Raw genomic sequence first — 22,639 nt, 5'->3', positions numbered from 1 at the left:
CGCAGCTTAGCGATGCGGCGCGGGCGTCGCCAGTTCGCGCAGGCGCGCCAGCAGGTCGGCCGGGCGCGCCGGGCTCAACAGCACCATGTCGCCTCCACGCAGCGGCAGGGTGAGGACGCGGGTGCGATCGGTGACCAGGCAGAACGCCTTGGTGAGGTTGCGCAGGCGGAAATGACCGGCCTTGAAGCCCGGCAGGCTGAAGCCGTTGGTCTTCAGCATCGGCGCCAGGTCGGTGTGTTCCTCCAGACTCAGTACGCGCGCCTTGTCCAGGTCGATGGCTTCGACGGGCAGCTTCTTCGTATAGAACGTGGCGCGCACCTGCAGCTCGCGGTTGTCCAGCACGATCTGCCTGCGCCGCAGGGCGAGTGTCAACACAGCGCAGATGGCCATAACGAACGGAACCGCGAGCCATCCAGCGGCCGGTGGCGACGTGCGCGACTCCATCGTCATCGCGACGATGACGCCGCCGGTCGCGACGAGCATCGGCAGCCACAGCCACCAGGCAGCGTGGGATGCCAGTGGGGCGACGGGAAACTCCTGCGGATGCTGCATGGATGGGCTCCGTAAGCGGGGATCAGGCCGACTTCTTGAAGAACAGCCGCACCGAGATCTCGTGCTCGATGAAGAGCGTGCTGACCAGTTCCCAGCCCTGCTGGCTCATCTTGTCCAGCTCCTGCTGGATGCGGTCGGTGAGCTTGCCCGCGAACATCCGGTAGGGAACTTCGACGACCTTGTGGCTCCAGCGGTGGTTCATGGCGATTCCTTCTTGTCGGTGTCGTGGGCGCCGCCCTTCGGCAGCCGCCCGGCCTTGCGCAGCGCATCACGCAGCACGTATTCGATCTGGGCATTGAGCGAGCGCAGTTCGTCGTCCGCCCAGCGCTGCGCCGCCGCCAGCACTTCGGCGTTGATACGCAGCGGATAGGCCTTCTTGTCCGGCTTCTCGCTCACGGTTGCTTCCTGTTGCGGCGCAGCTGCAGCACCATCGAGACGATCAGCGCATTCACCATCACCACCATCGCGATCACGATGCCCTGCGCCCGACGGCCATCGTCACCGGCGAAGTAGACGCCGACCGCGCCGGCCTGGATCGCCAGGCCGACCAGCAGCCAGTGCAAGGCCTGCCCGCGCGAGCGGATGTCGTTCGCGCGGCTCATCCATGCGGCGACCAGCAGAGCGGGCAGGCCGGAGACGGCGAGGACCAGCGGGACCAGGGCATGCATGCCGGCGCGCCCGCGTCAGTAGATGGAGCCGGTGTTGACGATGGGCTGGGTGCCGCGCTCGCCGCACAGCACGACCAGCAGGTTGCTGACCATCTGCGCCTTGCGCTCTTCATCCAGCTTCACCACGTCGTTCTTCTGCAGCTCGGCCAGCGCCATCTCCACCATGCCGACCGCACCTGCGACGATGCGCGTGCGTGCCGCGATCACCGCGTTGGCCTGCTGGCGCTGCAGCATGGCCTGGGCGATTTCCGGTGCGTAGGCGAGGTGGCTGATGCGCGCCTCGATCACGTCCACGCCGGCCTTGCCCAGGCGCTCGGCGATCTGCTCCTGCAGGTGCTGGGAGATCTCCTGCGGGTGGCTGCGCAGGGCGATCTGGCCTTCCTCATGCTGGTCGTACGGATAGCTGGAGGCCATCGCGCGCAGCGCGGCTTCGGACTGGATGTGCACGAAGCTCTCGTAATCGTCGACGTTGAACACGGCCTCGGCCGAGTCGACCACCTGCCACACGATCACCGCGGCGATCTCGATCGGACTGCCATCCAGCTCGTTGACCTTCAGGCGGCTGCTTTCGAAGTTGCGGATGCGCAGCGACACCTTGCGCTTGCTGAAGAAGGGGTTGTTCCAGCGCAGGCCGTTGTCCTTCACCGTGCCGACGTACTTGCCGAACAGGCTGAGCACGGCCGACTGGTTGGGTTCCAGCTTGTACAGCCCGGCCATCAGGAACATCAGCACGAAGCCGAGCAGGGCGGCCACGCCCATGTAGGCGGGCTGCTTGTCGGCCGCGCCCGTGATGAAAATGGCGATGACCCCCAGGCCCAGCACCAGCAGGCCCAGCAGGGTCGGGATTCCGGGCAACGACGACTTGGCGTTCTCTTTCATGGTCTTGGTCTCAGGCGAGGATCACAGCAGCGACAGGCCGGCGCCTGCGGCAAGCAGGGCAGCGGAGAGAAGGAGCAGGCCGGGGACGACCCGGTGCGCCTGGGAGGGCCAGCGGCGCTGGATCTGGTGGATCACATGGAGCATGGCGGTTCCCCGGGTTGGCTTGCGATGATGTGAAAGATATCAATTTGATATCAAATGTCAATGCGTGTCTGCCGCCGCTCGTCGGCGCTCCCGTTACACTGGCGCCCCCTTTCAGGACCCGTGCGCATGACCACTCTTGGAACCCCGCTGTCCCCGTCCGCCACCCGCGTCCTGCTGCTGGGATCGGGCGAACTGGGCAAGGAAGTGGCCATCGAGCTGCAGCGCCTGGGCGTGGAAGTCATCGCCGCCGACCGCTACGCGGACGCGCCCGCCATGCAGGTGGCACATCGTTCCCATGTGCTGGACATGCTGGACCCGGCCGCGATCCGCGCGCTGATCGCGCAGGAGCAGCCCCACCTGGTGGTGCCGGAAATCGAGGCGATCCACACCGAAACCCTCGTCGCGCTGGAAGCCGAAGGCGCCGCGCGCGTCATCCCCACCGCGCGCGCCGCGCGACTGACGATGGACCGCGAAGGCATCCGCCGCCTGGCCGCCGAAACACTGGGCCTGCCGACGTCGCCGTACCGCTTCGTCGATACGCGCGAGGAATACGTCGAGGCGGTGCAGTCGATCGGCCTGCCCTGCGTGGTGAAGCCGGTGATGTCGTCCTCCGGCAAGGGCCAGAGCACGCTGCGCGGCGAGGCCGACATCGATGCGGCCTGGGACTACGCGCAGACCGGCGGTCGCGCCGGCGCGGGCCGCTGCATCGTCGAAGGCTTCATCGACTTCGACTACGAGATCACCCTGCTGACCGTGCGCCACGCCGGCGGCACTTCATTCTGCGATCCCATCGGCCACTGGCAGAAGGACGGCGACTACCGCGAAAGCTGGCAGCCACAGCCGATGTCGCCGCGCGCGCTGGAACGCGCGCAGCAGATCGCACGCGCGGTCACCGACGACCTGGGTGGCTGGGGCCTGTTCGGGGTGGAGCTGTTCGTGAAAGGCGACGAGGTGTGGTTCAGCGAAGTCTCGCCGCGCCCGCACGACACGGGACTGGTCACGCTGGTGTCGCAGGAGCTGTCGGAATTCGCGCTGCATGCGCGCGCCATCCTCGGTCTGCCGATCCCGGCGATCCGGCAGAGCGGTCCCTCCGCCTCCTGCGCGATGCTGGCGCACGGTCACGGCGTGCCGGTGTTCGGCAACGTCGAAGGCGCGTTGGCCGCGCCGGATACCGCCCTGCGGTTGTTCGGCAAGCCGCGCGTGGAAGGCCATCGCCGCGTTGGCGTGACGCTCGCGCGTGCGAACGAAGTCGACACCGCACGCGCCGTGGCGCGCGATGCGGCTGCGGCCATCACCATCGACCTGGCCTGAGGCGCACACCATGAACGGAGCGACGCCATGAATGGCAATACCGGCTATGCCGTCTTTTTCTTTCCGCAGGCGCTGGAAGCGCTGGGCGAAGCGATCAAGCCCTACCTCACCAGCCAGCCCGACGGTCCCCATATCTTCTGCAAGGAAATCGACACCGGCGGCGCCTTCACCGAGATGACGCTGGTCGGCAAGAACGCCGAAGGCCATGAGGTGCAGGTGGAACTGATGGTGCCCGGCAGCATGATCCGCATGATCGTGTCGGCACAGAACGAATCGCTGTTCGGGTTCGGTCCGCGTGTCGCCAACCCCGTCGTGGGAGCGACGTAAGTCGCGACGGCCCGCCGGTAGCGGGCTGAGGTTCGCGACGGGCGTAGCCCCGCCGGGCGCAAGCATGCCGCGCTAGAGGGTAAGGTCCACCCAGACCAGATGATGATCGCTGCCGTCGGCGATGGCGGCGTCGGCATGATCCTTCTTGGGCCAGAACACGCCGCTGCCTGTCAGGCTGAAACCGGTCGATGGCAGCACGTAGTCCAGCCGCAGCGCACCGTTGCGGCGGCCGAAGTCGCCGGTGACATGCGCAGGCGCACCGCGGCGCTCAAGCCCCTTGGCGGCGTATGCCAGCGCGGTCTCTTCACCGCCCTCGCTGCGTGGCGTGGCCATGCGCATGACGCGCGGGTGTTCAAGCAGCTCGACGATGGCCTCGTGCTGCCCGTCGCCATCGGCGGGATCGTTGTTGAGATCGCCGGCGATGACGAAGCGCGCATCGGCTGCCAGACCTCCGCAGTGTCCCTGGTCGTCGCAAAGCCAGGGCGCGTCGCCCGGCGTCAGGTATTCGCGCCACAGGCGGATCTCGTCGGCATTGCGCAGGCCGTTGCGGTTTTCCGGTCCGTCGAACACGGGAGGCGTGGGGTGCGAGACGAGGAAATGCACCACGCCGCCTGGCGTGCGCACCGGAACGTCCCAGTGCGACTTGGACGACAGGCGCAGCTGCTTCCAGATCGCGTCGGGATAGAACGCTTCGTGCGTGGTCGGATCCACGGGATTGGTGGCGCCCGGCACCGTGCTCCAGCGCAGCAACTGGAACGTGCGCACCTTCGTTTCGTCGATCGGGAAGCGCGACAGCACCAGCATGCCGTACTGGCCGGGATGCAGGCCGTAACCCCAGGCATCGTTGCCGCGTGCGCGGCCTTCGGTACCGACCTGGCCGTCGCGATCCAGGTCCAGGCCGCTCGGCACGCCGGTGTTCACCGGTGCGAGATAGCGGTACGGGTACCGCAGCGGCTCGCCGCCGCCCGGCTGGGCGATGCCGAGATAGCGCTGCTGGAACAGGTCGGCGGCACGATGCGCATCGTCGTAGTCGAACTCGTTCAACAGCACCAGGTCCGGCCGCACCTTTTGCAGCACCGCGGCGATCTTGCGTGCATGCGTGCTGTCGCCTTCGAGTTGCCGGATCACGCCGCCGGCATCATCGGAAAAGAGCGACGTGTTGTAGGTCGCCACGCGCATTGCCGCGAGCTGTCCGGCGGCAGGGGCCTCCAGCGTGGCGGGCGAACTGCAGGCGGCGAGGGTCATCGTGAGCAGGAGGGCAAGGGTACGCATGCGCGGATTCTGTCACGCCACCGTGACAGACGTAAAAACGGCGCCCCGGAAACCCGGGGCGCCGCAGGCTAACGACGAGTCGGCCCGGTGGAACGCTTAGAACGAGCAGCCCATCGCGGCGTACGCCGTCTTGGCCTGGTCCATCGCGGTCTTGCACTGCGCGGCCAGCGCCGTCTTGTCGGTCAGCGCAGCCCAGCCGGCCTTCGACTGCTCGATACCCTGCTTCATCATCTCGCGCTGGGCTTCCGGCACCTTGTCGCTGATGCAGGCGTAGACCTTTTCCAGGTACTGGTCGCACTCGGGCACGCCGGTGCCGGCTTCGACGGTATCCGTGGTGGCGGCAACGGCCTCGGTGGCGGCCGGGGCTTCGACGGCCGGTGCGTCGGCGACCGGAGTCGCTTCCTCGGCGGGCTTGCAGGCGGCCAGCGCGAGGGTGGTCAGCGCCGCGAGGGCAAGAATGTTGAACTTCATGACAACTCCAGACGATTGAGTGGATGTTCCAGGGCCGGCGCGCAGGGCGCGCCGGTGGCACATTCTGTGCAGCCGATCACGAAGTTGCTATTTACATTTACGTCTCACACTGGGCGCGTGGACGTGTTTCGACTCACAGATCCGCGCGGACCCAGCTACGCCCGTCGAAGCACTCGAGCGGTGAGAAGCGGCGCTTGTAATCCATCTTGCGGTGGCCGTCGATCCAGTAGCCGAGATACAGATGTGTATAGCCGTCGCGTCGCGCCCATTCGATCTGTCGCAGGATCGCCAGCGTGCCCAGGCTGCGCGATTCCAGTGCGGGATCGTAGAAGGTGTAGACGGCCGACAGCGCACCCGGAATGACGTCGGTCACCGCGACCGCCAGCAACTGTCCATCCTCGCGCAGTTCCACGAAGCGTCCGCGCGACCAGCTGCCCACCAGGAACTGGTCGAACTCCGTGGCGCCGTGGTCGTCCATGCCGCCGAGCGGATGCCGGGCCGCGAGATACCGCTGGTAGAGCGCCAGATGCTCCTCGTCGCGCAAGGCGGCGACGATCCGTGTTTCGACGCGCGCGTTGCGCGCCGCGCAGCGCCGCTGGCTGCGGTCGGGCGTGAAGTCGGCGACGGGAATGCGCACGGCCACGCAGGCGCGGCATTGCCGGCAGTGCGGCCGGTAGACGATGTCGCCCGAGCGGCGGAAGCCCCAGCCCAGCGCATCGGGATACAGCTGTGGCAAGCGCGGATCGCGCGGATCCAGCACCAGGTCGCGCGCAACGCGGTCGGGCCAGTAGCCGCAGGGATGCTCGCCGGTGTGGAACAGGCGCAGGTCGTCGAGCGATTGCGTGTTCTCGCCCATGTCACCCGGTCCAACGCGTGGCCAGCGGCCAGAACGCGAGTCCCGCCAGCGCACCGGCCACCGCGCCGGCGACCAGGTCGCGCGGCGTATGGCGTTGCAGCGCGAGGCGCGACCAGGCGACCGTGGCAGCGAAAAGCAACGCCACGAGCATCCACACCAGGCCCAGTTCGCGCAGCAGGCACGCGGCGAACACGACGAATGCCAGGTGCAACGACAGCTTGCACCAGCGTGCCGTCAGCATCGCCGCCAGGATCATGGCCGCGGACAGCGCGAGTCCCAGCGCGAACAGCGGTTGCCCGCCGCGCCAGGCGACCAGGATTGCGCCGCTGGCCAGCGCGATCAGCAGGAAGCGGTTCAACGTGCTGCGTTCGTGCGTCGCGCTGGCATCCACGTGCGCCCAGCGGCCGCGACGTACCTGCCACCACGAATAACCCATCACCAGCGCGGCGAATGCGCCGAAGCCGGCCGCCGACCACATCGCGGTGCGCGCATCTCCCTGCGCCAGCGCGATCGCCAGCACGGCCATCGGCAGCACCAGCATCGGGTGGCCGAAGATCGACAGCGCGCGGGCGAGGGGAATCGACATGCGGCCAGCATACTGCGACCCCGCCGTCGCGTGGATCGCGACCATCCGCTGCCTGAACGCGTCCGTCCGCGCGTCAACCCCGGGGATGCCGAGGCGTTTTCCCTGTCAGTGGCGCATCTGGCGCCGCGACCTCAGGAGAACACGATGAACCGCAAGACCCTGCTTTTCGTGGCCGTGCTGGCCGCCCTCGGCGCCGGATCCGCGTTCGCCGCCACGCAGGCCGGCGACGCCGCGAAGCCGGCGCGCGCGAGCCTCGACAAGAACAACGACGGCGCAATCGACAAGACCGAAGCCGCCGCGCATCCGCGCTTGGCCGAACGCTTTGCCGCCCTGGACAAGAACGGCGACGGCAAGCTGACGGCTGACGAGCGCCTGCAGCACAAGGGCATGCGTGGTCACGGTCGCCACGGTGGCCAGCGCCATGGCGACGGGTTCAAGAAGCTCGATACCGACGGCGATGGCCGCATCAGCAAGGCGGAAGCTGCCGCCGATCCGCGCTTCGCCGCCCGCTTCGATGCGATGGACGCCAACAAGGACGGCGTGATCGACCGCGCCGACCGTGAACTGCGCAGCAAGCAGCGCCGTGACGAATGGTTCGCCAAGGCCGACACCGACAAGGACGGCAAGCTCACCCGCGCCGAGATCGACCAGGCCGACGTCGCGCGCCGTGCCGAGTTCCAGCAGCGCATGCGGGCGCGCATGGACGAGCGTTTCGCGGCGATGGACGCGAACAAGGACGGCCGCCTGTCGCGCGACGAGATGAAGGACAAGGGCCGCTTCGCCGAGCGCTTCGATGCGCTGGACACCAACAAGGATGGGTTCCTGTCGAAGGAAGAACTGGCGGCGGGCCGTCCGACCCGACGCTGAGCTACGCGTCATCGCGCACCGGTCCTACGGGGCCGGTGCGCGCGCTGGCTAAAACGCCAAACGCCCGGTGCGCACCAGCACGAACAGGACCGCCCCCACTGCAAGCACACTGCTGAGCATGATTGCCTGCTTGCCGAAGACGTAACCGTAGCCGCGACGCCGGCTATGGTTCACAGGGTTGGCGAGCATTGGATCCATGATCCTCGGCAGGATGGCGAGATACTGGTAGTTGACTGCTGCCAACCCCACAACCGTGATGATCGCGACGGCTTGCCAGCCGGTGGTCAGCAGCGACGCCAACATCAGGCAGAACAGCCAGACAGAACCCGTTGTGGCGTTCAGCGCCATAAAGCGGCGCACCTGCAGGCGCTCCTGCGCGGTCTGGCAGAAACGCGCCAGGTACCACCAGGTGAAGGCGTAGCCGATGAGTCCGCCGATCACACCGCCTACCAGGCCACTGAGCGAAGCCGGATGCTGGGTGACCTGTTCGAAGATCACGCTCAGCGAGCCGCCCGCGACGCCACCGGTCACGCCGCCGGTGGTCAGTCCACCGGTGCTGATCTTCCCGATGAGGCCACTGCCCAGCACGCCGGATCCGATCGCCGTCGCCGCGCTGGCGGCCGGCATCGCACCGACCAGCCCACCCAGCACGATCATGGTGAAGGCCGCCGTCGGCGCCGTGGCGCGCGCGAATTCGCCGAACCTCTGCAGCAACTCGTCGCGGACCATCGCACGGGCACGCGACAGGCGCTTGCGGACGGCGGCGTCGCTCAGCCCGAGCAGGTCGGCGACCTGTTGCGAACTCTGGCCTTCGCGGTAGAACAGCAGCAGGGTCTCGCGGCTGTCCTCCGGCAGCGACGAGATGATCTCGGTGGCGACGAGTTCCTCTTCCGTCTGCAGCAGGCGTTCGGCAGGTGTGGGACCGGGATCGGCCGCCATGCCGATGGCGATCTCGGCCACTTCACCTGACATCGGACGGCCATGCTGCGCACGCAGCCAGTCGCGCGCCAGGTTGCGGGTGATCTGCCGCAGCCACGGCAGGAAGCTGGCGCTGTTCTTCAGCCGGTCCAGCTGTTGCCAGGCTTTGAGGAAGGCTTCCTGCGCGATGTCCTCGCTGGCCTGCACGTCGCGCGTGATCGCCAGCGCGATGGCGGTGACCGTGTTCTGGCAGGCATGCACGATGCGGCCATAGGCTTCCTGGCTGCCGCGCGTGGCGGCGGGAAGCTCGGTCTGCAGCATCAGGTCGAGGGCGAGTGCGTTCATGGCATCGGGGTCATCGAGGGAACCGATGACCCTGACGGGCCGGCGCGCAGGATGTGACCGGGCTCGGCGGCACCGCCCTCCAGGTCATGCGGGGCTCAGCCGCCACTGACGGGCTGGATGCGGATGCGTTCTTCCTCTTCTTCCGCCGGGGCGGGTTGGGCAGGCGGCGCCTGCTCCAGCTGAGGCTGCGGCACGGCGGCGGGTGGCGGCACCGGACGACGCAACCACATCACCACGGCCGCCAGTGCGATCAGCGCCAGCAGGATCAGGCGGATGCGCCAGGCCCACGAGCGCTGGGGCGTCGTCGCGTCCTGCGGGCTGGTGAACGTCAGCGTGGACGCGTAGCCGGGCCGTGTGGTTTCCAGCAGGCCGGCCTCGCGCAGCAGTTCGCGCGCGCGCGGCTGGTCGTCGGCGTGCCGCACCCACACTGCCGGCTGCAGCTGGGCCTTCACCGGCTCGGTATAGCTGAACTGCCCGCCACGCTTGCTGTGGTACGAGCGACCGTTGCTGATGTGCACGGGAATGCCGGCGTCGGTCAGCAGCTTGGCCACGCCTTCGACGGTTTCGATCCGCTGGCTGGAAAACACCTGCCGCATGCTTGTTCCTCAGTCTTTTGCCGGAACGGCGGAGGCCGCTTCGGCATCGGGCACCACGCGGATCAGGCCTTCCTGCGCGGTGCTGGCGACCAGCCGACCCTGGCGGTCGAAAATCTGCCCGCGCGCCAGCCCGCGCGAACCACTCGCGCTTGGGCTGTCGATGGAGTAGAGCAGCCAGTCGTCGGCGCGGAACGGGCGGTGGAACCACAGCGCGTGGTCCAGCGAGGCCATCTGCACGTTGGGCTGGTAGTAGCTGATGCCATGCGGATAGGTCGCCGTGCCCAGCAACTGGAAGTCGGAGGCGTAGGCGAGCAGGGCGCGGTGCAGTTCCGGCGAGTCGCCGACCGGTTCGCTCAACCGGAACCAGACCTGCTGGAACGGCGGACGCTTGGGCGGATTCAGCTCGTCGCGCGGATACACGTGGCGGAACTCGAACGGGCCGCGGCGCGACATCCAGCGCTGCACCTTGGGTGGCAGTGAGGCCATTACCTCGGCGGGGACTGGTGGCGCAGGCGCGATGTCTTCCGGCTGCGGCACTTCCGGCATCGACAACTGGTGTTCGGCGCCGTCCTCTTCGGCCTGGAACGAGGCCGCGCAGAAGAAGATCACGCGACCGTGCTGGATCGCGGTGACCCGGCGCACCGAGAAGCTGCCGCCGTCGCGCGTGCGGTCCACTTCGTAGACGATCGGCGCCTCGATGTTGCCCGCGCGCAGGAAGTAGGCATGCAGCGAGTGCGCGCGCCGGCTGCCGGAGCCGCCTTCCACCGTGGCCTGCGCGGCCGACAGGGCCTGGCCCAGCACCTGGCCGCCGAACACGTACTTGGTGCCGATATCGCGGCTCTGGCCACGGAACAGGTTGTCTTCCAGCCGCTCCAGCGACAGCAGTTCGATCAGCTCGGAGACGACGGGTTCGGGGGCTGGCACGGGAGGGCCTGGGATGCGTGGCGAGCGGCGATTATAGCCGCCGCCTGTGCGTGGACCCGTCAGGGCAGCAGGCGTCGCAGAGTGGTGGTGCGCAGGACCGCATCCCAGGGGAACAGCGGCCCCGGATCCATCTTGCGGTGGACGAGCACGTCCGGATCGTCGCTGGCGGGCTCGCAGGCAGTGTCGAGGTCTTCGTGGCCGGCGATGAAGCGCAGCGCGGGCAGTTCGCGCTGCAGGTCCGCCAGCAACACGCCCAGCGAGGCGAGCTGCGCGGCGGTGTAGGGCTCTTCCATCGTCTGGCTGCCGGTGGCGAGCCAGTGGGGATAACGGCCGGTGTTGACCAGTTCGATGCCGACCGAGCGCGGGTTGTAGCCGCGCACGTGGTGGGCGACACGCTCCGGACGCACGTAGACGTGTACGCTGCCGTCGCGATCGACGTAGTAATGACCGCTGTTGCCGGTGCCCGAGGCATGCAGGATACGCTCGCCGTACTCGCGCGCCATCGCCAGGTCAGGCAGCTCGGTGCAATGGATGACCACCAGGTCGATCCGGTCGAGCGGGCGCACCTCCAGCTTGTCCTCGTAGGGCAGGGGATCGACGATGCGGGCGAACATGGGAAGCTCGGTGCTCATGACCGGATGCTAGCAGGACCGGGCCGCAGCCCGGTCCGGTAAACTGGTGGCCTTCAATGTCCACGACGCGCGGGTTTCCCATGCCGCTCAATCCCGACTCTCCCTTGGCCAAACTGATGGCCACCCTGCCGCGCGCCGGCAAGGTGGAGTGGATCGGCCTGCGCCCGGCGCGCGACGAGGTGATGGTCGCCACCGAGGTCGTCGACGCCGAGACCGGCGCGGGTCTGGTCGGCGACCGTTACAAGGGCGGCAGCGGCAAGCGCGGCATCACCCTGATCCAGGCCGAACACCTGCCGGTCATCGCGGCGCTGGCGCAGCGTCCGGACCTGGCGCCTTCGCTGTTGCGCAGGAACGTGGTGGTCTCGGGCATTCCCCTGGTCGCGCTGAAAGGGCGTCGCTTCCGCATCGGCGACGCGGTGTTCGAAGGCACCGAGGACTGCGACCCCTGCTCGCGCATGGAGGACGCGCTCGGCGCCGGCGGCTACAACGCGATGCGCGGCCACGGTGGCCTGTGCGCGCGTATTGTCGAAGGCGGCACGTTCCGCCTCGGCGACGCAGTGGAGGCGCTGTGATGCGCGGTCACTGCATCCTGTCGCACGGGTTCGAGAGCGGTCCGGACGCGACCAAGGTCGCCGCCCTGGCCGACGTGGCCGAACGGCTGGGCTGGACACACGAGCGTCCCGACTACACCGACCTCGATGCGCGTCGCGACGTCAGTTCGCTGGGCGACGTGGTGGCGCGGTTGGAGCGGCTGCACCGTCTGGCGCAGGCGGCCGCCGCACGCGGTCCCGTGGTGCTGGCTGGTTCCAGTCTGGGCGGCTACATCGCCGGGCGGATTTCGCTGGAGGTGCCAGTGCGCGGCCTGTTCCTGATGGCGCCGGCAATCGCCATGGGGCCATTGCCGGCGCTGGATGCCGCGACCGTACCCATATCGATCATCCATGGCTGGGACGACGAACTGATCCCGGCGCAGGCGGTCGTCGACTGGGCGCTTCCACGCCGCGCGCGCCTGCTGCTGGTCAACGATTCGCATCGCCTGTCCGATCACGTGGCTGCTTCGGCGGAGGCGTTCGGGCAGTTACTCGCCCATCTTTGAAGGCCGTCATCCCGGCGAAGGCCGGGACCCAGCGACGCTGATCGCGGCGGGCAAAGTCACTGGGTCCCGGCCTTCGCCGGGGTGACGTTCATTACGAGGTTCCATCGTGAAATTTTTCGTCTCCTGCGCCAAGGGCCTGGAATACCTGCTTGCCGACGAGCTGCTCGCGCTCGGCGTGCCCAAGGCCACCGCGACCGTCGCCGGCGTCAATGCCGACGGCGAGCCGGTCGACGCGCAGCGTGCAGTGCTGTGGTCGCGGTTGGCCAGTCGCGTGCTGTGGCCGATCGCCGAGTTCGAGTGCCTCAACGAGCAGGCGCTGTACGACGGCGTGATGGCGCTGCCGTGGGAACAGCACACGCGGCCGGAACTGACGCTGGCGGTGGACGCCCACGTGTCCGGTGAAGCCATCACGCATGCGCGTTTCGCTGCGCAGCGCGTCAAGGATGCGGTGGTGGATCGCCTGCGCCAGCAGGGCATGGAACGGCCGTCGGTGGACGTGGAGCAGCCGGACGTCCGCATCAACCTGTCGTTGCGCAGGAACCGCGCGACGATCTCGATCGACCTGGGCGGCGGACCGATGCATCGCCGCGGCTGGCGGCAGGCGCAGAACGACGCGCCGCTGAAGGAGAACCTCGCCGCCGCGGTGCTGATGCGCGGCGGCTGGCCGGCGCTGTACCACGACGGTGGTGCACTGCTCGACCCGATGTGCGGCAGCGGCACGCTGCTGATCGAAGGCGCGCTGATGGCGGCCGACGTGGCGCCCGGCCTGCAACGGCACGGCAACGTACTGCCATCGCGCTGGCTGGGATTCGACGTGGAGGCGTGGCGCGCGCTGTTCGCCGAGGCGGTGCAGCGCGAAACGGAAGGACGCAAGGCGTTGCGGGCGGCGTTCTTCGGCAGCGACATCGACCTGGGCGCGATCCGCGCCGCCCGTGACAATGCGGTGCTCGCTGGGCTGGCCGGCCAGCTGCACTTCGAAGCACGCGACGTGGCGCAGTTGCCGGTGCAGGAGACGGCACGTGGCCTGGTGGTCTGCAATCCGCCCTACGACGAACGCCTCGCTGCCGATGCCGATCTCTACCGCGCACTGGGCGATGCCTTGCAACGGGCGGTGCCGCAGTGGCGCGCCAGCCTGCTGTGCGGCAATGCCGACCTGGGCTATGCGACCGGCCTGCGCGCGGGCAAGAAGTACCAGCTGTTCAATGGCGCGATCGAGTGTGCATTGATCGTCTGCGATCCGGTCGCCACGCCGGCGCGCGAGCCGCGCGAAGCGAAGCCGCTGTCGGACGGCGCGCAGATGGTCGCCAACCGGCTGCGCAAGAACCAGAAGAAGTTCAAGAACTGGCGCGCGCGTGACGGCGTCACCTGCTATCGCGTCTACGACGCCGATCTCCCCGAGTATGCCGCCGCCATCGACGTGTACCAGGAGGAGGGCGGCCAGGCGCGGACCTTCCTGCATGTGCAGGAATACGCCGCACCGGCCACCATTCCCGAACACGACGTGCGTCGTCGTTTCAGCGAGCTGCTGGCCGCCACCCGCGAGGTGTTCGGCGTGCCGCAGGAGCAGATCGCGGTGAAGTCGCGCGAGCGCGGCAAGGGCGGCTCCAAGTACGGCCGCATGCAGCAGCGCGACGAGTTCATCGTCGTGCGCGAATCCGGCGCGCTGCTGCGGGTCAACCTGTTCGACTATTTGGATACGGGGCTGTTCCTCGATCACCGCCCGCTGCGCCGTCGCATGGCGCAGGAAGCGCGCGGCAAGCGCTTCCTCAACCTGTTCTGCTACACCGGCGTGGCCAGCGTGCAGGCGGCGGTGGCCGGCGCTGCGACGACGACCAGTGTCGACCTGTCCGCGACCTACCTGCAGTGGTGCGCCGACAACCTGGCCGAGAACGGCCTGGGCGGTGCGAAGCACCGGCTGGTGCAGGCCGATGCGGTGCGCTGGCTGGAAGCGGAGCAGGCCGAGTACGACCTGGTGTTCTGCGATCCGCCGACGTTCTCCAATTCCGCGCGTGCCGATGATTTCGACGTGCAGAAGGAACAGGTGCGCCTGCTGCGCGCCGCGGTGGCCCGGCTGGCGCCGGGCGGCGTGCTGTACTTCAGCAACAACTTCCGCCGATTCAAGCTCGACGAGAATGCGGTGGCCGAGTTCGCGCGCTGCGAGGAGATCAGCGCGGGCACGATCCCGCCGGACTTCGAGCGCAACGCCCGCATCCACCGCGCGTGGCGGCTGACGCGGGCGTAGCGCGCAGCCCTGAGGGTCAGCCGACGATCAGGACGAAATCGCCGCGCTGAGAGGCCATCGACAGCGCCAGCGTGCTGTCGCGTGCGGCCAGGTCGGCGGCAGAGAGCGCCGTGCTCGGCGGATGCGCGCGGTAGCTGGCGTCGTCGGCCAGGGTGTCGCGCACCACGTAGCCCATCAGCACGTTGACCAGTTCGCCCAGCGCATCCACGGCGAGTTCGTCGTCGCACTGTTCGGGAGCGATGGACAGCAGTGAACAGGCGATCGCCTGCATCGTCGCACGACCGCAGCCGATCCCGATCAGCATGGACTGGCTGCCGGCTTCGATGCGCACATGCGCGGTGACCTCGCAGGCCTCCAGCGTGGCGGCATCGGCGATACCCGAGGCCTGGCACTGGCTGCCGACCAGGCGCGGGAACAGGCGGTTGCATACGCGGATCGCGCTGGTGGCCATGTCCGCCAGCGCGTGGCCGGCGATGCCGAGGGCGAGAGCATGGTTGGCTTCGTCCAGGTCGCGGCGATGCGCGACCAGTTCGCTTTCAAGCTGCTCCGCCGTCAACGTGCCCTGTTCGACGAGGATCTGCCCGAACAGCTTGCGGCCCTTCTTCTGCGCCGCCAGCAGCACGTCGAGCTGGCCGGCGTCGAGCAGGCCCATCTCCAGGGCGATGTCGCCGAAGCGGCGGTCCTCGGCGCGCTGGCGGTCGTTGATGCGGCGCGCCTGCGCGGCATCCAGCATCCGGTGGTGCACGGCGAGCTCACCGAGCAGGGGGTTGGAGGCTCGCTGCGCGTCGAGCGCGGCCAGCAGTTGCGCCGAGGTGATGGTGCCGCGTTCCAGCAGGAACTGGCCCAGGAATTTCGCTGCCATGGTGTGGTCTCGTACTGAAGAGGAAGGAGAACGTGCGCGCGGTCAGGCGACCGCTTCGTGCAGCACGCGATCCATCACCTCCGGATCGATGGGCTTCTGCAGGTAGGACTTCGCGCCCAGCTTAAGGCATTCCTCGATGTCCGCCTGCCCGCCCAGCGAGCTGAGGATCACTACCCGGGCAGCCGGGTCGAGCGACAGGATCTTGCCGAGCGCCTGTTTGCCGTCGCACTCCGGCATCACCAGGTCCATCAGCACCACGTCGGGCTTGAGGGCCTGGTACTGGCTGACGGCCTCGTTGCCGTTGCCGGCTTCGCCGACGACGTTGAAGCCGCAGTCTTCCAACTGGCGTGCCGCCAGCATGCGCAAGGCGCGCGAATCGTCGCACAGCAGGACGGTAGGACGTGACGACATGATGGTGGATCCCCCTGTTGGATCATGGAAAACCCCGCGTCGTCGTTCGACGCGGGTCGACATGTAGGCGTATCGGCCGGTCAGGGGAGATCTTGAGGTGCAGCGTACAGCGGCGGCGCGCCGCGGTCGGCCCGGGGGAGGACAGCCCGCCCGCGGCGCGCTCCGGTCAGAAGTCGAAACGTGCGGCGATCGACACGGGCACCGACACGCGCTTGCCGGTGTCGTTGATCGAACCCAGGCCCAGGCCACCGATGGCGCTGTCGTCGCCGCTCAGATCGGCCACGTAACGCACGCCGGCCTGCGCGGTGATGCTGAAGCTGTCGTTCACCGGAATCAGCACGCCGACATCGACGCCGGCGCTGGCGGCCCACTTCTTTTCGGTGAACGGCGCGTTGGCGATGGTGATGCCGGCATCCGGGATCTCGAACGTGGCGCGGATATCGTCGGTCTGCGTGGCGCCGAGGCGACCGGCGATGAACGGGCGCGTGTAGCCCGGCTCCATGAAGTAGTGGCGGTAGCCGGCTTCCACGGTCAGCGCCTTGTAGTCGCTGAAGGTGCCGTAGACGGGCAACGTGGTGTTGAGGGCGGGAACGAAGGCGCCACCGACCTGCACGGTACCCGGGTCGGTCTCGGTGCGGCGCACCTGGCCGAAGATCTCCGCGTTCTGGTTCAATCCATAGGCGAACTCGAGGCCGTAGCCCATCGCGTTGTCGTAGATGTCGGCATGCGAGCGCGACTGGATGCGCAACTCGGCACTGACGCCGGCGAGTGCGGGATTCAGCGGGCCGAGATCCGGCACCGGTGCGATCGCGCCGTCGTGCACGTCGCCGCTGACGGGCGTGTCGGTACCACCGAAGACGGACATGGACAGCTTGCCCTGTTCGGGGCCGGCGGCGTACGCGGGCGCGGCGAGCGCGAACGAAACGGCCAAGGCAAAGAGCGACTTCTTCATCGGGGGACTCCTCCAGGGGAAAGGCCGACACCATGCGTGTCGGATGCCGGCGATACGCAGGCGGAGTCGCGATGGATGCGTTGCGATGCATGCAACGTAAGTGCGCTTTTCTTCACGCCGCGTCGACACGGCGCGCGGCGTTCGCAGATTTCACGTGTCGTTCACTGCTCCGGACGCGCTTGGCCATCTTCCGGTTGCGCGACGCCGCGTGCGAGACGTTCCTCGACCCGGGTGAAGACCGATTGCTCGCCTGGAGGCGACGCGCCTGCATCGGTGGCGAAGTACGCCACGCCCGTTCCGTGCGTGCGATCCATCCACAGGCCAGAGCGCAGTGCGTAGGCATCGCCGGAATGGCCGACACGCGCCACGCCATCGCCGAAGAGATCGTCGCCGCAGCCGTCATGCGCGGTGGCGAGCGTCTGTACGGCAAGACCATAGCGGCAGAAAAACGCGCGCGGCTGGCCACCGCCGGTGTCTTCCTCGTGCGTGACGCCGTTGCCGCCGTCGAACGTCCACTGCGGGGCCGTCATCGCATCGACGCTGGCGGACGACAGCAGCCTCACGCCGTCGACCTCGCCATTGCCGAGGAACAGGCGGCCGATCTTCGCCAGCCCGTTCGCCGAGATGCGCAGCCCGCCCTGCGGCGAGAACAGGGCGCCGTTGTCGCCGGCTTTCCAGCGGGCGAGGTCGCAGTCCGCGCCTTCCTCGGTCACCACGGCACAGGCGGGTTTGCCGGCCCGGTTCTCGTCGCGCACCGGTGCGCCGTCGCGGTACAGCACGACCGCACGTGTGGCGGTGGCGGCGTCGCAGCTTTCCCAGTTGAAGCAGGCATCGAGCTTCAATGGTTCCAGCACCAGTCGGCGCATCAGCAGGTCGAAACGCTCACCGGTGACGTTCTCCATCGCCATCGCCACCAGCGGGAAGTTGAGGTTGGTGTAGCGAAAGTGCGTACCGGGCGCGTGCGTGTCGTCCCAGGCCTTGGGATCGTCGAGGATGCCTTTCAGCGGCTGGCCCAGGGGCGTGGCGTAGTAGCCGGCCGCATCGGTCAGGCTGGAACGGTGCGAGAGCAGCAGGCGCAGCGTGATCGGCGTGTCGGGGAACTGCGGGTGACGCAGCGTCCATCCCAGGTATGTCGAGACGTCGGTATCGAGATCGAGTTTGCCGGCCTCGACCAGGCGCATCACGCCGATCGTGGTCACCAGCTTGGAGATCGAGGCGACGCGCACCGGATCGTCGGCGGCGAGCTTGCGGCCGGTAGTCAGGTCCGCCATGCCTTCCACCTGCGTGCTTACGATGCCGTTGCGGTCGAAGGCGACGCGTACCTGCGCGACGGGCTCGCCTGCGGAAGCCGCCACCGACACGACCAGGCAGGCCAGGGGAAGCAGGATGCGGATACGACGGAAGGACATGCGCCAGCGCCTTGCGGGGACCGGCCCCGACTTTACTTCATCGTCGGCATCACGAACTCGGCCGCGTGCGTCTCCGGCCAGCGGGCGGTGATCGTCTTCAGCCGCGTATAGAAGCGCACGCCATCCGGGCCGTGCACGTGCAGCGGGCCGAAGATCGAGCGCTTCCAGCCGCCGAAGCTGTGGAAGGCCATCGGCACCGGGATCGGCACGTTGATGCCGACCATGCCGGCCTGCACACGGTGGGCGAACTCGCGCGCTGCACCGCCGTCGCGGGTGAACACGGCAGTGCCGTTGCCGTATTCGTGCTCGTTGACCAGGCGCAGCGCGGCATCGAGATCCGGTACGCGCATGACGCACAGTACCGGTCCGAAAATCTCTTCGCGATAGATCGTCATGTCGGGCGTGACGCGGTCGAACAGGCAGCCACCGAGGAAGAAGCCGTCCGCATGGCCGTCGACCACATGGCCGCGTCCATCGACGACGAGATCCGCGCCTTCCGCCACGCCGGCGTCGACATAACCACGCACCTTGTCGCGGTGTGCGCCGGTGACCAGCGGGCCCATTTCGGGGTCGAGGCAGCCGGGCCCTATCTTCAATGCGGCGACCTTCGGTGCGAGGTTCGCCACCAGCGCATCCGCGGTGGCGTCGCCCACGCAGACCGCCACGGAGATCGCCATGCAGCGCTCGCCGGCCGAGCCATAGCCGGCTCCCAGCAGTGCGGAGACCGCGCCGTCGAGATCGGCATCGGGCAGCACGACCATGTGGTTCTTCGCGCCGCCCAGCGCCTGCACGCGCTTGCCGTTGGCGGATCCGCGCGCGTAGATGTATTCGGCGATCGGGGTGGAGCCGACGAAACTCAACGCCTGCACGCGCGGCTCGTCCAGCAGCGCGTCCACCGCCACCTTGTCGCCGTGCACGACGTTGAACACGCCGTCCGGCAGACCCGCCTGCTTCAGCAGGTCGGCCATGAACAGCGCGGCGGATGGATCGCGTTCCGACGGCTTCAGTACGAAGGTGTTGCCACAGGCCAGGGCCACCGGGAACATCCACAGCGGCACCATCGCGGGGAAATTGAACGGGGTGATGCCGGCGACGACGCCGAGCGGCGCGTATTCGCTCCACGAATCGACATCGCGCCCGACGTTCATCGAGTGCTCGCCCTTGAGCAGGTGCGGAATGCCGCAGGCGAACTCGACCACTTCCAGCCCGCGCGTCACTTCGCCGCGGGCGTCGGAGAGCACCTTGCCGTGTTCGGAGGTGATGATCTTCGCGAGGTCGCCGGCGTGCCTCTCCAGCAGCTCCTTGAAGCGGAACATCACCCGCGCACGGTTCAGTGGCGTGGTGGCGGCCCAAGCAGGGAAAGCGGCGGACGCGGCGTCCACCGCCTGCTTCACGTCATCGACCGAGGCCAACGGCACGCGTGCGGTGACGGTGCCGGTGGCGGGGTCGTAGACATCGCCGAAGCGGCCGCCCGTGCCGGCGGCAGCGTGTCCGTTGATGAAGTGGGAAGTCGCTTCGGCCATGACGGACTACCTGGTGGAATCCCTCGCCCCGCGTGCGGGGAGAGGGTGCCCAAAGGGCGGGTGAGGGGCGACGGAGCCCGTGTCTTCAAAGGTGGCGCGGTGTTTCGAGTGTTCTGCTTTCCGGATGTTCGATCAGTCGGCTGCCACTGAGGCAACGAGTGCTCCGGCTGCCCCTCATCCGCCCTTCGGGCACCTTCTCCCCGCTTGCGCAGGGAGAAGGAACAGCGGGTTACGCCAGCGCTTCGCGCGCCGGCACGTAGGTGTAGCCGAGGTCGTCGGCGACGGCCTTGTAGGTCACCTTGCCGGCGTGCACGTTCAGGCCGTTGAGCAGGTGTTCGTCGTCCAACAGCGCCTGCTTCGCGCCCTTGTTCGCCAGTTGCACGGCGAAGGGCAGGGTGGCATTGGTCAGCGCGAACGTGGACGTGCGGGCGACGCCGCCCGGCATGTTGGCCACGCAGTAGTGGATGATGCCGTCCACTTCGTACGTCGGGTTCTGGTGGGTGGTGGCCTTCGAGGTCTCGAAGCAGCCGCCCTGGTCGATCGCCACGTCCACCAGCACCGAGCCGGGACGCATCAGCTTCAGCTGATCGCGCGAGACCAGCTTCGGCGCGGCGGCACCGGGAATCAGTACCGCACCGATCACCAGGTCGGTGTCGGGCAGGCGCTCTTCGATGGCGTCGCGGGTCGAGTAGATCGTGGTCAGCTGGTGGCCGTACAGCTCGTCCAAGTACTTCAGGCGGTCGAGCGAGCGGTCGAGGATGGTGACGTGCGCGTTCATACCCATCGCCATGCGCGCGGCATTGATGCCGACCACGCCGCCGCCGATCACCAGCACTTCCGCCGGCTTCACGCCGGGCACGCCGCCGAGCAGCACGCCGGAGCCGCCCTGCGCCTTCTCCAGTGCATGCGCGCCGGCCTGGATCGACATGCGGCCGGCCACTTCCGACATCGGCGCCAGCAGCGGCAGGCCGCCCTTGCGGTCGGTGACGGTTTCGTAGGCGATGCAGGTGGCGCCGGAGGCGACCAGCGCCTTGGTCTGTTCCGGATCGGGTGCGAGGTGCAGGTAGGTGTAGAGCACTTGGCCGGGGCGCAGCATGGCGCACTCGTTCGGCTGCGGCTCCTTGACCTTGATGATCATGTCGGCGCGGGCAAAGATCTCCGCGGCCGTGTCGACGATTTCCGCGCCGGCCTTGACGTACTGCTCATCGGTCAGGCCGATGGCCTTGCCGCCGTCGCGCTGGACGATGACCTGGTGGCCGTTGGCCACCAGCTCGCGGGCGCCGGACGGGGTAAGTCCGATGCGGTATTCGTGGTTTTTGATTTCCTTGGGGACGCCGATCAGCATGGTGCTCTCCAGTAGCGGGAAGGGGCTTCGCGCGAGGGGGAGCGCTGGTGCCGTTGATCCGTAATTTTACGCGGTTGCCCGTATGGTGTCCGCCAGGACATTCACGATCCGGTCGATGTGATCCTTTTCCACGATCAGCGGCGGCGACAGGGCGATGACGTCGCCGGTCACCCGGGTCAGGAGATGGCCTTCATGGAAGGCGCGGGCGAAGACGTCGTAGGCACGGGTGCCGGGCGCGCCGGCGCGCGGGGCGAGTTCGATGGCGCCGACCAGGCCGATGTTGCGGATGTCGATGATGTTCGGCAGTCCCTTCAGCGAGTGCAGCGCTTCCTGCCAGTAGTCGCCCAGCGACAAGGCCTTGTCGAACAGGCGTTCCTCTTCGTACGTATCCAGCGTGGCGAGCGCGGCGGCGCAGGCCAGCGGATGGCCGGAGTAGGTATAGCCATGGAACATGTCGATGGCATTGTCCGGCCCGTTCATGAAGGCGTCGAACAGCCGCTCGGACACGAAAGTGGCGCCCATCGGCACGCAGCCGTTGGTGATGCCCTTGGCCGCGGTGATCATGTCCGGGGTGACGCCGAAACGCTGCGCGCCGAAGGCGTGGCCGACGCGGCCGAAGCCGGTGATCACTTCGTCGAAGATCAGCAGGATCCCGTGCTTGTCGCAGATCTCGCGTAGGCGCTGCAGGTAGCCTTCCGGCGGGATGACGACGCCGGCCGAGCCCGAGACCGGCTCGACGATGACGGCAGCAATCGTCGAGGCGTCGTACAGCGCAATCTGGCGCTCGAGGTCCTCCGCCAGTTCGATGCCGTGCGGCGGCAGGCCCTTCGAGAACGCGTTGCGCGCCACGTCCAGCGTGTGGCGGATGTGCGAGACGGCCGGCAGGCCCGGACCGAACCATTTGCGGTTGTTCGGCAGGCCGCCGACGGACATGCCGCCGAAGCCGACGCCGTGGTAGCCCTTCTCGCGGCCGATGAAGCGCGTGCGCTGGCCTTCGCCACGCACGCGGTGGTAGGCCAGCGCGATCTTCAGTGCGCTGTCGACAGCTTCCGAGCCGGAGTTGCTGAAGAACACCTTGTTCAGATCGCCCGGCGCCAGTGCGGCCAGGCGCTCGGCCAGCTTGAACGGCAGCGGCGAGCTCATCGAGAAATTGGGCGCGAAGTCGAGCGTGCCGATCTGCTGCCTCACCGCCTCGACGATGCGCGGCCGCGCGTGTCCTGCATTGCAGCACCACAGGCCGGCGGTGGCGTCGAGCACCTCGTTGCCGTCGACGTCCTTGTAGTACATGCCGGACGCGCTGGCGAGCAGGCGCGGCTTGGCCTTGAACTGCTTGTTCGCTGTGAACGGCATCCAGAAATGGTCCAGCGAACCGGGCGCGTCCAGGTTCTGGCGCGCGTAGTGCTCGGCCAGGGCGGAGGGGGTGTCGTCAGCGCTCATCACGGCTCCGGGGC

At 68.1% G+C, this 22,639-nt stretch carries 27 protein-coding genes and 1 pseudogene; 7 read left to right on the top strand and 21 right to left on the bottom strand.

Annotation, left to right across the window (positions count from 1 at the left end):
- Positions 1-6 precede the first annotated feature (6 nt).
- From ACGHX3_RS12900 to ACGHX3_RS12875, 6 genes are read right to left on the bottom strand one after another with little or no spacing between them, the layout of a single operon-like run.
- Positions 7-552, bottom strand: a complete 546-nt coding sequence (locus ACGHX3_RS12900; RefSeq protein ID WP_394695203.1) for a PH domain-containing protein — start codon at positions 550-552, stop codon at positions 7-9.
- Positions 553-574: 22 nt separating this feature from the next.
- Positions 575-754, bottom strand: a complete 180-nt coding sequence (locus ACGHX3_RS12895) for a DUF4177 domain-containing protein (protein ID WP_394695202.1) — start codon at positions 752-754, stop codon at positions 575-577.
- The gene (locus ACGHX3_RS12890) at positions 751-948 is read right to left on the bottom strand and encodes an Arc family DNA binding domain-containing protein (protein WP_213602817.1); all 198 of its coding nucleotides are present in this window, start codon (positions 946-948) and stop codon (positions 751-753) included. Before ACGHX3_RS12890 ends, ACGHX3_RS12895 begins: the two co-directional genes overlap by 4 nt.
- Complete coding sequence (locus tag ACGHX3_RS12885) at positions 945-1,220, bottom strand: hypothetical protein (protein WP_394695201.1); 276 nt, start codon at positions 1,218-1,220, stop codon at positions 945-947. Before ACGHX3_RS12885 ends, ACGHX3_RS12890 begins: the two co-directional genes overlap by 4 nt.
- 15 nt (positions 1,221-1,235) lie before the next feature.
- A complete protein-coding gene (locus ACGHX3_RS12880) occupies positions 1,236-2,099 on the bottom strand; it encodes an SPFH domain-containing protein (RefSeq protein WP_394695200.1) in 864 nt (287 codons plus the stop codon).
- Between the two features lie 21 nt (positions 2,100-2,120).
- Positions 2,121-2,243, bottom strand: coding sequence for a hypothetical protein (locus ACGHX3_RS12875; protein ID WP_283771849.1), 123 nt, complete (start codon positions 2,241-2,243; stop codon positions 2,121-2,123).
- A gap of 126 nt (positions 2,244-2,369) precedes the next feature.
- On the opposite strand from ACGHX3_RS12875, the gene purT reads away from it, so the two are divergent.
- Together purT and ACGHX3_RS12865 are read left to right on the top strand one after the other, a co-directional pair.
- Positions 2,370-3,554, top strand: a complete 1,185-nt coding sequence (purT, locus tag ACGHX3_RS12870; RefSeq protein ID WP_394695199.1) for a formate-dependent phosphoribosylglycinamide formyltransferase — start codon at positions 2,370-2,372, stop codon at positions 3,552-3,554.
- 27 nt (positions 3,555-3,581) lie between these two features.
- Positions 3,582-3,881, top strand: coding sequence for a hypothetical protein (locus tag ACGHX3_RS12865; RefSeq protein ID WP_162336289.1), 300 nt, complete (start codon positions 3,582-3,584; stop codon positions 3,879-3,881).
- 72 nt (positions 3,882-3,953) lie between these two features.
- Here ACGHX3_RS12865 and ACGHX3_RS12860 read toward each other — a convergent pair whose 3' ends face one another.
- The 4 genes from ACGHX3_RS12860 to ACGHX3_RS12845 form a co-directional block, all read right to left on the bottom strand.
- A complete protein-coding gene (locus ACGHX3_RS12860; protein ID WP_394695198.1) occupies positions 3,954-5,153 on the bottom strand; it encodes an endonuclease/exonuclease/phosphatase family protein in 1,200 nt (399 codons plus the stop codon).
- A 96-nt stretch (positions 5,154-5,249) separates the two neighbouring features.
- Entirely contained in the window at positions 5,250-5,624 is a 375-nt protein-coding gene (locus ACGHX3_RS12855) for a hypothetical protein (RefSeq protein ID WP_213602840.1), read from the bottom strand.
- A 133-nt stretch (positions 5,625-5,757) separates the two neighbouring features.
- Complete coding sequence (locus ACGHX3_RS12850; RefSeq protein WP_213602842.1) at positions 5,758-6,480, bottom strand: arginyltransferase; 723 nt, start codon at positions 6,478-6,480, stop codon at positions 5,758-5,760.
- A gap of 1 nt (position 6,481) precedes the next feature.
- Positions 6,482-7,066, bottom strand: coding sequence for a phosphatase PAP2 family protein (locus ACGHX3_RS12845; RefSeq protein WP_394695197.1), 585 nt, complete (start codon positions 7,064-7,066; stop codon positions 6,482-6,484).
- A gap of 144 nt (positions 7,067-7,210) precedes the next feature.
- Between ACGHX3_RS12845 and ACGHX3_RS12840 the strand changes: the two are divergent.
- Positions 7,211-7,720 (top strand): annotated as a pseudogene (locus tag ACGHX3_RS12840) (EF-hand domain-containing protein); the annotation flags it as partial.
- Positions 7,721-7,753: 33 nt separating this feature from the next.
- Positions 7,754-7,933: a hypothetical protein gene (locus ACGHX3_RS12835; RefSeq protein WP_394697289.1), complete on the top strand. Its 180-nt coding sequence runs from the start codon at positions 7,754-7,756 to the stop codon at positions 7,931-7,933.
- Between the two features lie 48 nt (positions 7,934-7,981).
- Here the strand turns inward: ACGHX3_RS12835 and ACGHX3_RS12830 are convergent, their stop codons facing one another.
- The 4 genes from ACGHX3_RS12830 to ACGHX3_RS12815 form a co-directional block, all read right to left on the bottom strand.
- Positions 7,982-9,196, bottom strand: coding sequence for an RNA polymerase sigma factor (locus ACGHX3_RS12830; protein WP_394695196.1), 1,215 nt, complete (start codon positions 9,194-9,196; stop codon positions 7,982-7,984).
- A 95-nt stretch (positions 9,197-9,291) separates the two neighbouring features.
- Positions 9,292-9,792, bottom strand: a complete 501-nt coding sequence (locus tag ACGHX3_RS12825; protein WP_394695195.1) for a putative signal transducing protein — start codon at positions 9,790-9,792, stop codon at positions 9,292-9,294.
- A 9-nt stretch (positions 9,793-9,801) separates the two neighbouring features.
- The gene (tesB, locus tag ACGHX3_RS12820; protein ID WP_162336298.1) at positions 9,802-10,716 is read right to left on the bottom strand and encodes an acyl-CoA thioesterase II; all 915 of its coding nucleotides are present in this window, start codon (positions 10,714-10,716) and stop codon (positions 9,802-9,804) included.
- A 59-nt stretch (positions 10,717-10,775) separates the two neighbouring features.
- Positions 10,776-11,348 carry an N-acetylmuramoyl-L-alanine amidase gene (locus tag ACGHX3_RS12815; protein WP_394695194.1) on the bottom strand — a complete coding sequence of 191 codons (573 nt, stop codon included), beginning with the start codon at positions 11,346-11,348 and terminating at the stop codon, positions 10,776-10,778.
- Between the two features lie 80 nt (positions 11,349-11,428).
- Between ACGHX3_RS12815 and ACGHX3_RS12810 the strand changes: the two genes are divergently transcribed.
- The 3 genes from ACGHX3_RS12810 (at position 11,429) to rlmKL (ending at position 14,686) form a co-directional block, all read left to right on the top strand.
- Positions 11,429-11,920 carry an MOSC domain-containing protein gene (locus ACGHX3_RS12810; protein WP_394697288.1) on the top strand — a complete coding sequence of 164 codons (492 nt, stop codon included), beginning with the start codon at positions 11,429-11,431 and terminating at the stop codon, positions 11,918-11,920.
- Positions 11,917-12,444 (top strand): YqiA/YcfP family alpha/beta fold hydrolase, encoded by a 528-nt coding sequence (locus tag ACGHX3_RS12805; RefSeq protein ID WP_394695193.1) that lies wholly within the window; start codon positions 11,917-11,919, stop codon positions 12,442-12,444. The genes ACGHX3_RS12810 and ACGHX3_RS12805 overlap by 4 nt, the downstream gene beginning before the upstream one ends.
- 106 nt (positions 12,445-12,550) lie before the next feature.
- Positions 12,551-14,686: a bifunctional 23S rRNA (guanine(2069)-N(7))-methyltransferase RlmK/23S rRNA (guanine(2445)-N(2))-methyltransferase RlmL gene (gene rlmKL, locus ACGHX3_RS12800; RefSeq protein ID WP_394695192.1), complete on the top strand. Its 2,136-nt coding sequence runs from the start codon at positions 12,551-12,553 to the stop codon at positions 14,684-14,686.
- Positions 14,687-14,702: 16 nt separating this feature from the next.
- On the opposite strand, the gene ACGHX3_RS12795 is transcribed toward rlmKL, so the two are convergent.
- The 7 genes from ACGHX3_RS12795 to ACGHX3_RS12765 form a co-directional block, all read right to left on the bottom strand.
- Positions 14,703-15,548, bottom strand: a complete 846-nt coding sequence (locus tag ACGHX3_RS12795; protein WP_213602862.1) for a chemotaxis protein CheX — start codon at positions 15,546-15,548, stop codon at positions 14,703-14,705.
- Between the two features lie 42 nt (positions 15,549-15,590).
- Entirely contained in the window at positions 15,591-15,959 is a 369-nt protein-coding gene (locus tag ACGHX3_RS12790; RefSeq protein WP_238391138.1) for a response regulator, read from the bottom strand.
- A 166-nt stretch (positions 15,960-16,125) separates the two neighbouring features.
- Positions 16,126-16,911: a hypothetical protein gene (locus tag ACGHX3_RS12785; RefSeq protein WP_394695191.1), complete on the bottom strand. Its 786-nt coding sequence runs from the start codon at positions 16,909-16,911 to the stop codon at positions 16,126-16,128.
- Between the two features lie 161 nt (positions 16,912-17,072).
- Positions 17,073-18,320 carry a serine hydrolase domain-containing protein gene (locus ACGHX3_RS12780; RefSeq protein ID WP_394695190.1) on the bottom strand — a complete coding sequence of 416 codons (1,248 nt, stop codon included), beginning with the start codon at positions 18,318-18,320 and terminating at the stop codon, positions 17,073-17,075.
- Positions 18,321-18,352: 32 nt separating this feature from the next.
- The gene (locus ACGHX3_RS12775; protein WP_394695189.1) at positions 18,353-19,843 is read right to left on the bottom strand and encodes a CoA-acylating methylmalonate-semialdehyde dehydrogenase; all 1,491 of its coding nucleotides are present in this window, start codon (positions 19,841-19,843) and stop codon (positions 18,353-18,355) included.
- A 229-nt stretch (positions 19,844-20,072) separates the two neighbouring features.
- Entirely contained in the window at positions 20,073-21,188 is a 1,116-nt protein-coding gene (gene ald, locus ACGHX3_RS12770) for an alanine dehydrogenase (protein WP_379608555.1), read from the bottom strand.
- A gap of 66 nt (positions 21,189-21,254) precedes the next feature.
- Entirely contained in the window at positions 21,255-22,625 is a 1,371-nt protein-coding gene (locus ACGHX3_RS12765; RefSeq protein WP_394695188.1) for an aspartate aminotransferase family protein, read from the bottom strand.
- Positions 22,626-22,639 lie beyond the last annotated feature (14 nt).

Origin of the sequence: Pseudoxanthomonas japonensis, from assembly GCF_043632995.1 — a bacterium.
Lineage (GTDB): Bacteria > Pseudomonadota > Gammaproteobacteria > Xanthomonadales > Xanthomonadaceae > Pseudoxanthomonas_A > Pseudoxanthomonas_A japonensis.
The sequence above is the reverse complement of the archived record's forward strand: the minus strand, read 5'-3'. Positions and strand labels throughout refer to the sequence as shown.